The organism is Odoribacter lunatus, assembly GCF_943193135.1.
Taxonomy (GTDB): Bacteria; Bacteroidota; Bacteroidia; order Bacteroidales; family Marinifilaceae; genus Culturomica; species Culturomica lunata.
In genome coordinates, this window is record NZ_CALPCZ010000012.1 from 20,295 (window position 1) to 33,600 (window position 13,306).

The following is a 13,306-nucleotide window of genomic DNA, read 5'->3' on the forward strand; positions in this document are numbered from 1 at the left end:
ACAATAACTTTTTAATTATAAAACTTTTAATTTAAGAAAAAGCCGCATAAAAATGCGACTTCCTACCATTTTTTCTAATTTGGTGCCCGAAACAAGAGTTGAACTTGCACGGCCTTGCGGCCACTACCCCCTCAAAGTAGCGTGTCTACCAATTCCACCATCCGGGCGTATATCACTCTACTATTTCAATGTGCCCAAAACAGGACTCGAACCTGCACGTCCGTAAAGACACTAGTACCTGAAACTAGCGCGTCTACCAATTTCGCCATTCGGGCTTTATGGCACAAAGATACAAACAAATTTCATCCCTCCAAATTTTTAGAAGGATGAAATTTCCAAATAACATGACCTAGATATCCGTTATCAAATCATTAGCATCATCCAATACATTATTTTCAAAACTATCCAAATAAATTTGTGTCGTTTTTTCTGAATCATGCCCCAACCCTTCACTAATCACTGATGTCGGTATTCCGGAACGTTTGGCAATAGAGGCCCAAGAATGACGCGCAACGTAAGTTGTGAGTGGTACACTCATCCCCAATAACTTTCCTAAAACTTTCAATCTTTGATTCGTTTTACGATATCCATTTTTATATTGACTAAATTCATTTCTCCCCGGGAAACGAATAATAGGAAATATAAAAGCCCCTTTATTCGACAGATTATTATATTTTAAAATAATTTCCATAGCTTTATCCGTCAATTTTATATTCAGCTTTTGTGCAGTTTTCTGTCGAGAATAATAAATTCTGTCCCCAACAATATTTGCGACCTTCAAAAACGCAATATCTTTAAATGACATACCTCTCATATAAAAACTAAACAAGAATATATCCCGGGCTAAATCGAGTACAGGACGAGACATCAAGTCCAAATTCTTCAACGCAGCAATATCATCTTTATAAATAGCCCGCTTCAGTGTTTTTTCTTTTCGGATTGTAATTTTTTTAAAAGGATAATACTCTTCTTCTATCAATCCGTCTTTTATTGCTTTGTTAAAAACCGAACGAATCGTTCGCAAATAGAAAGAAACTGTATTAATCTTGCAGCCTCTTCCCAGCAAATAAGATTCAAAATTTTTCAAAAAGCCATAATCTACTTCTCCAAACGTAAGATTTTCTTTATTTGAAAACTTTTTCAAACGCTCAAGTGTTTCTCTATACACATTGGAGTTACCATTTTTTCCAATCCTCTCCAATGATAGGATGATATCATTAATATAATCATACATCGGAACAATGGAAGACTTTTTATAATAACCTTTCACTATATCATCTATGGTATAAATTGCGCGAGTAAGCTCAAAATCCATAATGATTTTTTTCAATTTCATCACTTCCGATTCTATATAGAAATTTACTCTTATCTTATTCTGGCGCTGTTCCAAGGTCCCTAATCTTTCATTTAATCTGAATCTTTTTGAATCCCAATCTTCCATTTTGACTTTCTGAAATAAATTAATAAAACGCCTCATTTTGTTGTGAACCAATTTAATCATTATCGGACATTCTCCTTCCTGATTAATTTTTTGCTTATCCAATACAAGCTTCAATGAAATCATAAAGTATGAATTTTAAATGTTTAATAATTGAATATCAAACACAAATATAGTCCCACATCTCAAAAAGCATATAGTTCAAGAAATACAGTGGAAAAAATCACAACATTGATAAATATTTAAAAGAAGAATATATAAAAAACGTTGCAACCCCAACGGCTACAACGTCATTAACTTTAAGATGTTGTCCCACCAGGATTCGAACCTGGACTGACAGAACCAAAACCTGCTGTGCTGCCATTACACAATGGGACAATCCTTTTGATTGTGCCGCAAATGTAAAAACTTTTTCGTTTTCAAACAAAAAAAAGCATAAAAATTCAATCAAAATAATTATTTTCGTGCCTTGTAAATTGAGATATTTTTAGTGTCCAATATATTAAACGAAATAAAAAGCAGATGTATCAGATTAAGAACCACCCTAAGCTGAAATTTCAACTAATTAACAATGTCACCGGTTGGCTCACTTTCATCATTGCCAGTCTAACTTACATTTTAACCTCCGAACCCACAGCAAGTCTATGGGATTGCGGAGAATTTATAACAACATCCGTAGGGTTACAAGTTGGCCATCCTCCCGGAGCACCTTTATTCATGATTATCTCACGACTTTTTGCCATTTTTGCTCCTTCTCCGGACAAACAAGCGCTCATGATAAATTACCTATCAGCATTATGTTCTGGATTTACTATATTATTTCTATTTTGGAGCATTAGTCATTTAGCCCGCAAACTAATTTCAAAAGAAAGTCAAGAATGTACATTAGGGCAATTATTCGCAATTATGGGAGCTTCTCTCGTCGGAGCTTTAACCTATACCTTCAGTGATACATTTTGGTTTTCTGCCGTAGAAGGTGAAGTATATGCCATGTCATCTTTGTTTACCGCGGTCGTTTTTTGGGCCATATTAAAATGGGAAAATGTAGCCTTTCAACCTTACGCTAACCGTTGGTTAGTTTTAATTGCCTATTTAATAGGACTTTCTATCGGTGTACATTTGCTTAATTTATTGGCCATTCCGGCGATTGTTTTTGTTTATTATTTCAAGAAATATACCCCAACAACGAAAGGGGTTATTAAAACAGGTATTCTTTCACTTATTATTTTAGGTGTCGTTAATTTTTTATTGATTCCTGGCGTCATCAAGATTGCCGGAACTTTTGAATTAATTTTTGTTAACGGAATGGGATTACCGTTTAATACGGGTGTTATCATATATGCCATTCTACTCATAGGAGGGCTTACATACGGCATCCGTTACACCCTAAAAAAGAATAAAACAATCCTCAATACGATATTCACTTGCTTTATCGTCATGCTGATTGGTTATTCTTCATATGCCATGGTTGTCATTCGCTCAATCAGCAATCCTCCGATTGATGAAAACAGTCCTGACAATGTATTCGCTTTATTGTCTTACATTAACCGGGATCAATATGGAGATTCCCCTTTGCTTTATGGTCAATATTACAACGCTCCTTTAATTGACATTCAAGACAAAACACCTATTTACTACCAAAATAAAACTACAGGTAAATACGATAAAATCGGTTATAAACCCAGCTATACTTATGATAGCCGTTTTTGTACTTTCTTCCCTCGCATGTATAGCAACCAACGTTCCTATTTCCCACAAGATTACGAGTCATGGGGAGGGAAACCTAACGGACCGACTTATATGATAAATGGAAAAGCAGTACAAAAACCAAGTTTCGGTAATAATCTGAAATACTTTTTCAACTACCAAGTCGGACACATGTATTGGAGGTATTTCATGTGGAATTTTTCAGGACGTCAAAATGATATTCAAGGATATGGAGACATTCGTCATGGAAATTGGATTACAGGTATTAAATTCCTCGATGCTCTTCGTTTAGGCAATCAAGATGAACTACCTGATGAATTAAAATCAGAAAAGGCATTAAATAAATATTATATGCTTCCTTTCTTATTGGGATTATTAGGTATGTTTTTCCAATACAAAAAAAGTCGGGAAGGGAAACAAGATTTCTGGGTCCTCATGCTCTTATTCTTCATGACAGGTTTAGCAATTATCATTTTCTTAAACCAAACACCCCGAGAACCGCGAGAACGGGATTATGCCTATGCCGGCTCATTTTATGCTTATGCTATATGGATTGGACTCGGCGTACTTTCCATTTGGGAATTTTTAAATAAAAAAATAAATTCAAAGATTGCAGCATTACTTAGTACCGGTATTTGTTTAATAGTTGTTCCTATCAACATGGGAGCACAAAACTGGGACGACCATTCCAGAGCAGACCGTTATGCTACAATTGCACATGCCAAGAACTATCTAAATTCATGCGCACCGAATGCTATTCTTTTTACTTACGGCGATAACGATACATTCCCATTATGGTATGCACAAGAAGTAGAAGGCGTCAGACGAGACATCCGGATTGTCAATCTAAGTCTTTTAGCCGGAGGATGGTACATCGACCAAATTAACCGGAAAGCCTACGAAAGCGATAGAGTACCCATTTCTTTCACTCATGACCAATATCATGAAGGTGTCCGTGATTGGGTTGCCGTACAAGAACGATTCAAATCTGCAAATTTGAAAGACGTCATGGAATTTGTCGCAAGTGACAACCCCAATACAAAAGTCAGATCGACTTACAACAACGAATTAATGGATTATATTCCAACAAAAAATGTCTATATTCCAGTTGATGCAGAAAAAGTAATCGCCAACGGAACAGTTAATCCCAAAGATTCGTCTTTGATTGAGAAAAATGTAAATATCCAAATAAAAAAGAATAATTTGAACAAATCAGAATTAATGGTATTGGATATTATTGCAACTAATAATTGGGAACGTCCCATCTATTTCGGCATTGGGATGGGAAGTGACAATTACATGGGATTGGAAAATTATTTTCAATTAGAAGGCGCTGCTTACCGGCTTGTTCCTATCAAAACAAAAGACTCGGAATACTATAACTTCGGACGTATTGATACCGATATTCTCTATGATAATCTCATGAATAAATTTGAATGGGGAAACATTAAAGACCCGAAAGTCAATATTGACTACTTCCACGATAATACAATCGCGGTCATGAGATATCGAAATACATTCTTACGTTTGGCTGAAGTATTGATGAACGAAGGGAAAAATGAGAAAGCTATAAATGTTTTAAACAAAAGTCTTGAAGAGCTGCCAACCAATCAAGTACCCATTGACAACAATATTTTAAATTATATTCCGTTATACTACGCTCTCGGGGAAATGGAAAAAGCAGATAATTTGGTAAAAGAACTCTTTGTTAAAAATTATCAAATGCTGCGGTACATTAACTCACTTGCTCCTACCGACGCTCAAAGCGGAGAAATTCAGCAAGAACAACGAATGTGCTTAGGAGTCTCCCGTTACCTGATTGCTTATGCACAGCAAGCCGGAAGATATGAACTGGCTAAATCAATTCAAGAACAAATAGAGGCTTTATATAACCCCACCAGCCTCCATCCACATCAGCCGGAACTGCAAAGAACAATAGACAGTAATAGACAAAGTTAAATATGATTACAATCGACCACTTAAAAGAGCTTGAAACGCGTGGTGACGCGTTGAGGAGGTATCTTTGACATCGACCACAAGAAAATTCAATTAGAAGAAGAAGAATTACGTACACAAGCTCCCGAATTTTGGAATAACCAGAAGGAAGCTGAAGTTGTAATGAAAAAAGTACGGGAATTAAAAAGTTGGATATCTGGTTACGAAAAAATCAAACAAGCAATTGAAGACTTAACCGTACTTTTTGACTTCGCTAAAGAAGGAGAAGCTACGGAAGAAGAAGTAGATTTGCATTATGCAAGTACTTTAACTCTGGTAGAAGAACTAGAGTTAAAAAATATGCTTCAGGGAGAGGCCGATCCTATGAGTTGTGTATTAAAAATAAATTCGGGTGCTGGTGGTACAGAAAGTCAAGATTGGGCGTCCATGTTAATGCGTATGTATATACGTTGGGCAGAAGCTAATAATTATAAAGCATCTATCAGCAACCTGCAAGATGGAGATGAAGCTGGCATAAAAACAGTAACCATGCAGATAGAAGGAGATTACGCTTACGGCTATCTGAAAGGAGAAAACGGAGTACACCGACTCGTACGAGTTTCTCCATTCAATGCACAAGGCAAACGTATGACTTCTTTTGCATCGGTATTCGTCACCCCTTTAGTAGATGATACTATTGAAATCTCCATTAACCAAGCAGCAATTAGTTGGGATACATTCCGTTCGGGAGGTGCAGGAGGACAAAATGTCAATAAGGTAGAATCCGGCGTTCGTTTACGTTATCAATATAAAGATCCATATACCGGCGAAGAAGAAGAAATCTTAATCGAAAACACGGAAACCCGCGACCAACCTAAAAATAAAGAAAACGCCTTACGTCAATTACGTTCTATTTTATACGACAAAGAACTACAACATCGGATGGCAGAGCAACAAAAAGTAGAAAGCAATAAAAAGAAAATCGAATGGGGGTCTCAAATCCGGAGTTACGTATTCGATGATCGTAGGGTAAAAGACCACCGTACCAACCATCAATCCTCTAATGTACAGGCGGTAATGGACGGTGAAATCAATGAGTTTATTAAAGCTTACTTAATGGAATTTGGTGGTGAAGAATAATTTAAACTTTACAAGCTGCAAGATATTAATCGTCGGAGATATCATGCTTGACAAATACTATTTCGGAAAAGTCGAACGTATCTCTCCTGAGGCTCCTGTACCTATCGTTAACATCAAAAAAGAAGAAACACGATTGGGTGGAGCATCTAACGTAGCTCACAACATCAATACATTAGGAGGTCAAGTTATGCTTTACGGAGTTATCGGACACGATTTCTTCGGAAAAGAAATTGAACGAATGAGCAGACTAAAAAACATTAAAAACTCATTCACAAAAAGCAATTATCCTACAATAACAAAAGCCCGTATTATCGGCGGGAAACAACAAATAGTAAGACTAGATTTTGAAGAAAAAATCCTCCTTTCAGAAGAAGAAGAAAAAAAACTCACACAAAATATTATAGTTTCCCTCAACCAATACAATGTATTGATTGTTTCCGATTATGGGAAAGGATTAATATCAGAAAAACTCTGTCAAACTTTAATTTCTCAAGCCCAAATCTATCATCTACCTGTCATCATTGATCCGAAAGGGAAAAACTGGAATAAATACACCGGAGCAAATATCATCACTCCTAATGTGAAAGAATTAAGTGACATTGTAGGATGCACTTTAGAAAACGAAGACCAAATTATCGAGTCGGCAGCCCAAAAAGTAATACAACAATATCAACTTTCTTCCCTGCTTATCACCCGAAGCGAAAAAGGAATGAGCCTTGTTACCCCACAAACCTGTACCCATATTCCTACTCATTCAGAAGAAGTATTTGATGTCAGCGGTGCAGGCGACACAGTCGTTGCCACATTAAGCCTTTGCATGGCAAACGGAATACCGATACCTGAAGCAATGCACATAGCCAATACGGCAGCCGGAATCGTAGTAAAAAAAATTGGGACTGCAACATTAACTCCAGAAGAACTTCAAAAAGAATTAGAAAAAAGAAAGTAAAAAATTACTTTAATATTAATTCTTCTTTTAATTCAACACGAGGGATATTCACTTCCAAATAACCACAGGAATAAGAACCTAAAGCATATTGAGGATAAGTAAAACAAAATATTTCCATATTCATATTCAATGCTGAAACCCCATTTTCCAAAGTCGGTATTTCCGTAAAACAACTATCCGTATTTACAAAATTTCTCTCTAATAACTCATTAATCTCTTTACTCTTCCCAAAATCCAAAATTTGCTGGGGATTCAATAATTTCTGCTGCTTTACATCATAATTATATGCATAAAATTGGGTCATACCATGAGCCCCTCCTTCAAAAATATAAACCATCATCCGTAAACTAATATACTCAGAATTTGCCATAAACACAGAATCTCGCACATAAAGTTCAAAATTCCATTGTGGACGTTCTATACCTTCTTTACGAATTTCACTAAAAAATACCCCGGCCTTCTCTTGTAGATTTTTTTTCAAACTGTCAATCCTATTCTTAATCTCCTTATTTAAAACTTCACAACTCTTCTCAAGCTGCAAATTACCGGAAGCAAAAATACTCTGTTCAATAATCACATTCAGATAATCTGTACTATCAACTTGTCTATATATCTGAACATCAAGCTTCGTTTTTTCAACATGTTTACAAGTTGCAAACAACAGAATAATTCCTGTTATAAAAAAAATATATCCTTTCATTTCCTATTTTTTAATTACTGACACAGTATACGTAAATCATCAAATCCTCGTTTCAATTTTTTGACATCCCACACATCCTCAGAAAATATTGATGAAATGCTCCTTCCTCTGTCAACTCAGGATGAAAAGAAGTTACCAACATATTTCTTTCTCGTGCTGCTACTATATGACCGTCTATTTCACACAACACCTCCACCTTCTCTCCAATTCTTGTTATATAGGGAGCCCGAATAAAAACCAGCGGAATCGCTTGTTGAGCGACTGCCGGAATTACCAAAGCGGTATCAAAACTGTCTATCTGGGTTCCGTATGCATTTCGTCTGACGCAAATATCCATTACAGCCAGATGCTTCACCGGATCATTTTCCAACTCTTTAGCCAGAAGTATCATGCCGGCACAAGTTCCCCATACCGGCAATCCGTTTTCTATCTTCCGGCGTAAAGGCTTCATCATACCAGTACGAACTAAAAGTTTTCCAATAGTCGTACTCTCTCCTCCCGGTAAGATTATCCCATTCAACTCCTCCAACTGTTCCGGATATCTTACATTCACCGCCTCGTGCCCCAATTTTTCAATATGCCATTGATGTTCTACAATAGCCCCTTGAAAACCTAAAATTCCTATTTTCATTTTTACATATAAAAAAGAGTGCCGAAGCACTCTTTATTTACCAACCTCTTTCAGCATATTTATTATCCAATGTCTTTATTTCCAAACCTGACATCGGCTCTCCAAGATTTTCCGACAATTCTGCCAATTTCACCGGATCATTAAAATAAGTTACGGCCTGTACTATCGCTCTTGCCCGTTTGGCAGGATCTCCGGACTTAAAAATTCCCGAGCCAACAAATACCCCTTCCGAGCCCAACTGCATCATCAATGCCGCATCAGCCGGAGTTGCAATACCACCAGCTGCAAAATTAACTACCGGTAACTTGCCATTTTCATGAACGTATTTAATCAATTCATAAGGTGCCCCAAATTCCTTAGCCAAACTCATCAATTCTTCGGCAGGAGCATTTTTCACCCGACGCATCTCATCTGTAATCTGACGCATATGGGTTACAGCTTCCACAACATTTCCCGTACCAGCCTCTCCTTTCGTACGAATCATAGCAGCACCTTCACCAATACGCCTCAATGCTTCTCCCAGATTGCGGGCACCACAAACAAACGGAACTTTAAACATGGATTTTTCCACATGATACATTTCATCCGCCGGAGTCAAGACTTCACTCTCATCAATAAAATCTATACCAATCGCCTCCAGTATCTGAGCTTCAACAAAATGACCAATACGCACCTTCGCCATTACAGGTATCGAAACAGCTTTCTGTATTTCTTTTATCATATGCGGATCAGACATACGAGCAACTCCTCCATCTCGACGGATATCCGCTGGAACCCGTTCCAACGCCATAACAGCACAAGCCCCCGCCGCTTCTGCAATTTTCGCCTGTTCCGCATTCGTTACGTCCATGATGACTCCACCTTTTAACATCTGAGCCAAATTCTTGTTTAATTCGTATTTTCCCATAATATCAATTAATTTTTACTACCAATATTTCCTCCTCCCTCTATTTCAAAGTGCCCAAAATTATCAAATCCATCCTATTTATCAAAAGTAAACAAATAAAAACGCGTGGAAAAATTTCCACGCGTTTACTTCCTGTCTCCCTTTTTTTTAACTTAATCTACGAGCACCGTCGCTGATTTTTATCGGATATACCTTCGGTTCCTTCCCGAACTTAGCTTTAAACTTAGCAATTGCCGTTTCAATAAAATGATCGTATTTATCTTCCGGCACCAAATTTATCGTACAGCCGCCAAAACCGCCCCCCATAATACGGGAGCCAGTCACGCCGCACTCTTTAGCCACATCATTCAAGAAATCCAACTCTACCGTACTCACTTCATACAGCTTGCTTAATCCATGATGAGTCGCATACACATTTTTACCTACCGTCTCGTAATCCCCTTTCTTCAATGCCTCACATGTGTTGATCAAGCGCTCATTTTCCTGAATAGCATACGTAGCACGCATATAATCCTCCTCACTAATCTTTCCTTTCACCTCTTCCAGCATCTGCATATTGGCATCTCCCAACAATTTTACTTGAGGATGATTAACCGCAATAGCCGCAGCTGCTCTTTCGCAAGACTGGCGACGCTTATTATACGGAGAGTCCACCAATTCATGCTTGGTAACAGAATCAATCAAAACGACCTTATATCCTTTCGGAGCAAAAGGTACATATTCATACTCCATCGTACTGCAGTCCAGACGAATCAAATGCCCCTCCTTACCAAATACCGATGCAAATTGATCCATAATTCCACAATTTACACCGCAATAATTGTGTTCCGTTTTTTGGCCAATCAATACCAATTCTTTCTTGTCGAAACCGCAATTATAGATTTCGTTCAAACCGAAACCAAATGTACTCTCCAAAGCGGCAGAAGAAGATAAACCTGCACCTAGAGGTACATCTCCGGAAAATACAGTATCAAAACCCTTAATCTCCCCCCCCCGTTTCTGCATTTCGCGACAAACACCAAAAATATAACAAGCCCAAGAAGCCTTAGGTTTGTCCTCTTCCCGCAAACCAAACTCAGCATAATCATCCAAATCCACTGAATAAGCACGTACCTTATCCGTTCCATTCGGTTTAATTTCTGCCAAAATACCTTTATCAATCGCACCAGGCAACACACATCCACCATTGTAATCCGTATGTTCTCCTATCAAATTAATACGTCCCGGAGAAAAATACAATGTACCCTCCGTTCCAAATTTCTCCTTAAATTTATTTCTTACTATTGAAGTATCCATAACTCTTCTATCTTTATAACATTTAAAATATTTCTCATTCCACCGGAATATCCTTATTCACATTCTTGAAACCCACAAGAGCATAGAACAAAATATAAGCAGCACAGAAGAGTACCACTACATAACTAACAAGATAAGATCCTGTTAAATCAGCAACCCAAGCCTGAATAGCCTGCATCACAGCACAACCGAACACCATTGTCATAAATGCTCCCGAAGCAATAGAAGTATACTTACCTAAACCTTCAACTGCTAAATTAAAAATAGCACCCCACATCACAGAAGTACACAATCCTACAAGCAAGAATGCGAAAATACTAACAGGTACCTCCTGCCAAATCATCTCAACATTCGCCCAATCAACTCCCGGAACACTAACCAGAATATTCTGCGGAGTAAACATACCGAAAGCCACAAGCACTAACGTCGTGATTGAAACTGTCGTAATCATCAGACGACTGGACACCTTACCTCCGATAGAAGCTCCGACAAAACGACCGATAAGCATCATAAACCAGTATACGGCAACAATACATCCTGCCGTACCGGCTCCAATACCAAGTCCTGGCGTTGCATCAGTCGGTGCTGCCACAAGATATTGCTGCATAAAATTAGGAACTCCCACTTCAACTCCCATATAAAGGAAAATAGCAAGAATACCCAATTTAAAATGACGGAAAGAAAAAGCACTATATTTATCCTTCTCCGCACTCTTCACTTCAACTTGCTGTTCTGGTTCTTCTATTCTTGTAAAAAGAATAACAACAAAAGCCACAATAAAAATACCAAGAGCAATAAATAAAGCAGGAGTTGCATCAGAGATCTTTGCTTTAGAAGCCTCTCCGATAAGAGCACCCATCAGAATATAACAAGCAACTGCAGCACTTGAATTGAATACACCGCCTGTCTGAATAAGTTGATTTCCTTTCTTACCTCCGCCACCTAAAATATTAAGCATCGGATTCACCACCGTATTCAACATACACATACAGCAACCGGCAACAAAAGCTCCTACCAAATAAAGACCGAAACCGCCAATACTTTCCCAACCGCTCATATACTGCACAAAAATTCCCACAATACCTACCAAAAGAGCTAAAAGAGCTGTTTTCTTATAACCGATTCTTTTCAACAAAATACCGGAAGGAATACCCATCAAAAGATAAGCGATAAAATTTCCATAATTACCAATCTGTGCAAGCACATTAGACGCACCGAACTGATTTTTTACAATGACAGCCATCGGAGTACAAAGATTCGTTACGAAGGCAATCATAGCGAAGAGCGCAATCATTACGATAATAGCTCCCCATTGCTTTTGTTTTTGACTCATTTTTGTTTAAATTAATTTATAAATAAAAATTACTTTTCCACACCAAATTTATAAATACACTTTTGAGTATAGATTTCATCAGGATGCAACACCACCGTCGGGAAATGAGGCTTATTCGGACTATCCGGGAAATGCTGCGTCTCCAGACAAATAGCGCTACGTTCCGGATAAACATTTCCATACTTCCCTTCAAAACCTCCCAACCAATTACCAGTATATAATTGCACGCCCGGTTCTGTCGTATAAACTTCCAGTGTACGACCACTTTCCGGTTCCACAACCTTCGCAGCAAACGACAACTCCCTAGCTTCTTTCTTATTTAAAACATAACAATGGTCATACCCTTTTCCGAAAACCAACTGCTCAAAACTGTCATTTATACGCTCTCCAACAACATACGGCTTACGAAAATCCATTGGTGTTCCCGCCACTGGTGCAATTTCTCCTGTCGGAATAGAAACCGCATCTACAGGCGTATAATAATCTGCATTAATCATCAAAAGATTATTACAAACCGTCGGCATCACTTTGGCAGCACCAGCTAAATTAAAGAAAGAATGCTGTGTTAAATTAACAATCGTCGTTTTATCTGTTACAGCCCGATAAGAAATCTCCAACCCATTCTCATGATTTAAATGATAGACAACCTCTACAGACAAATTCCCCGGGAAACCCTCCTCTCCGTCAACAGACAAATAATTAAGCTTCAACGTTTGCGCATTAAGTTGTTCTGCATCCCAAACAACAGCATTAAACCCTGTCAAACCACCATGGAGCGAATTGGGACCATTATTAATAGCCAACGTATACTCCTGCCCCTCCAATATAAACTTACCACCCGCAATACGATTGCCATAACGTCCTACCAAAGAGCCTAAATAAGGCTCCGGGGTGTGCAAATAATCATGTAACGAACTATGTCCCAACACAACATCCGCATATTCGCCATTCTTATCCGGCACCATAATTGCTACTACAAACCCGCCATAATTAGTTACAGCTATTTCGACCCCATTCCTATTTTTTAAAACAAACAGATCTGTATCCTTGCCATTCAAGGTCATCTGAAAATTTTCACGCTTTAAAGCGATACGACTCTTGTGTGTCATCTCCTTACTATTTTAATTTCATAATCAAACTCCGCACTCCATCTTCGCTGTATAATCACACGTCACAAGCTCTCACGCCACTATATATCACAACAAAAATAAACGGATTTTCAAAAAAAACAAAAAAACAATCAAAGAAACGACACACAACACACTTTCAA

General features: G+C 38.0%; 10 protein-coding genes and 3 tRNA genes. 3 read left to right on the forward strand and 10 right to left on the reverse strand.

The genetic code is table 11. From position 1 onward, the window contains the following. Positions 1–80: 80 nt before the first annotated feature. From NFR61_RS06355 to NFR61_RS06370, 4 genes are all read right to left on the reverse strand, one after another. Positions 81–167 (reverse strand) — tRNA-Leu (locus NFR61_RS06355). Positions 168–191: 24 nt separating this feature from the next. Then, a tRNA-Leu gene (locus tag NFR61_RS06360) sits at positions 192–275 on the reverse strand. A gap of 74 nt (positions 276–349) precedes the next feature. Beyond that, positions 350–1,564 (reverse strand): site-specific integrase, encoded by a 1,215-nt coding sequence (locus NFR61_RS06365; RefSeq protein WP_251621837.1) that lies wholly within the window; start codon positions 1,562–1,564, stop codon positions 350–352. Positions 1,565–1,745: 181 nt separating this feature from the next. Next, positions 1,746–1,816 (reverse strand) — tRNA-Gln (locus NFR61_RS06370). Positions 1,817–1,960: 144 nt separating this feature from the next. On the opposite strand from NFR61_RS06370, the gene NFR61_RS06375 reads away from it, so the two are divergent. The 3 genes from NFR61_RS06375 (at position 1,961) to rfaE1 (ending at position 7,169) form a co-directional block, all read left to right on the forward strand. Beyond that, positions 1,961–5,104 (forward strand): glycosyltransferase family 117 protein, encoded by a 3,144-nt coding sequence (locus NFR61_RS06375; RefSeq protein ID WP_251621838.1) that lies wholly within the window; start codon positions 1,961–1,963, stop codon positions 5,102–5,104. 2 nt (positions 5,105–5,106) lie between these two features. Further along, a protein-coding gene (gene prfB, locus NFR61_RS06380) for a peptide chain release factor 2 (RefSeq protein ID WP_251621840.1) occupies positions 5,107–6,220 on the forward strand; the annotation gives its coding sequence in 2 pieces (ribosomal slippage) (positions 5,107–5,169 and positions 5,171–6,220; 1,113 coding nt in all). Beyond that, on the forward strand, positions 6,210–7,169 hold the full coding sequence (gene rfaE1 / locus NFR61_RS06385; protein WP_251621841.1) for a D-glycero-beta-D-manno-heptose-7-phosphate kinase: 960 nt from the start codon (positions 6,210–6,212) through the stop codon (positions 7,167–7,169). Before prfB ends, rfaE1 begins: the two co-directional genes overlap by 11 nt. A gap of 4 nt (positions 7,170–7,173) precedes the next feature. Here the strand turns inward: rfaE1 and NFR61_RS06390 are convergent, their stop codons facing one another. The 6 genes from NFR61_RS06390 to NFR61_RS06415 form a co-directional block, all read right to left on the reverse strand. Beyond that, positions 7,174–7,869: a DUF4163 domain-containing protein gene (locus NFR61_RS06390; protein WP_251621843.1), complete on the reverse strand. Its 696-nt coding sequence runs from the start codon at positions 7,867–7,869 to the stop codon at positions 7,174–7,176. Between the two features lie 52 nt (positions 7,870–7,921). Further along, entirely contained in the window at positions 7,922–8,500 is a 579-nt protein-coding gene (gene pdxT, locus NFR61_RS06395; protein WP_251621845.1) for a pyridoxal 5'-phosphate synthase glutaminase subunit PdxT, read from the reverse strand. A 37-nt stretch (positions 8,501–8,537) separates the two neighbouring features. Next, positions 8,538–9,407 (reverse strand): pyridoxal 5'-phosphate synthase lyase subunit PdxS, encoded by an 870-nt coding sequence (gene pdxS / locus NFR61_RS06400; RefSeq protein ID WP_251621846.1) that lies wholly within the window; start codon positions 9,405–9,407, stop codon positions 8,538–8,540. Between the two features lie 147 nt (positions 9,408–9,554). Next, positions 9,555–10,703 carry a galactokinase gene (gene galK, locus NFR61_RS06405; RefSeq protein ID WP_251621847.1) on the reverse strand — a complete coding sequence of 383 codons (1,149 nt, stop codon included), beginning with the start codon at positions 10,701–10,703 and terminating at the stop codon, positions 9,555–9,557. A 34-nt stretch (positions 10,704–10,737) separates the two neighbouring features. Next, on the reverse strand, positions 10,738–12,036 hold the full coding sequence (locus tag NFR61_RS06410) for an MFS transporter (protein WP_251621848.1): 1,299 nt from the start codon (positions 12,034–12,036) through the stop codon (positions 10,738–10,740). A gap of 29 nt (positions 12,037–12,065) precedes the next feature. Then, entirely contained in the window at positions 12,066–13,145 is a 1,080-nt protein-coding gene (locus NFR61_RS06415; RefSeq protein WP_251621849.1) for an aldose epimerase family protein, read from the reverse strand. Between the last annotated feature and the right edge of the window lie 161 nt (positions 13,146–13,306).

Coding starts and splice junctions, on each gene's coding strand:
- NFR61_RS06365 (WP_251621837.1), bottom strand. CDS start 1,564: ATGATTTCATTGAAGCTTGTATTGGATAAGCAAAAAATTAATCAGGAA.
- NFR61_RS06375 (WP_251621838.1), top strand. CDS start 1,961: ATGTATCAGATTAAGAACCACCCTAAGCTGAAATTTCAACTAATTAAC.
- NFR61_RS06390 (WP_251621843.1), bottom strand. CDS start 7,869: ATGAAAGGATATATTTTTTTTATAACAGGAATTATTCTGTTGTTTGCA.
- pdxT (WP_251621845.1), bottom strand. CDS start 8,500: ATGAAAATAGGAATTTTAGGTTTTCAAGGGGCTATTGTAGAACATCAA.
- pdxS (WP_251621846.1), bottom strand. CDS start 9,407: ATGGGAAAATACGAATTAAACAAGAATTTGGCTCAGATGTTAAAAGGT.
- galK (WP_251621847.1), bottom strand. CDS start 10,703: ATGGATACTTCAATAGTAAGAAATAAATTTAAGGAGAAATTTGGAACG.
- NFR61_RS06410 (WP_251621848.1), bottom strand. CDS start 12,036: ATGAGTCAAAAACAAAAGCAATGGGGAGCTATTATCGTAATGATTGCG.
- NFR61_RS06415 (WP_251621849.1), bottom strand. CDS start 13,145: ATGACACACAAGAGTCGTATCGCTTTAAAGCGTGAAAATTTTCAGATG.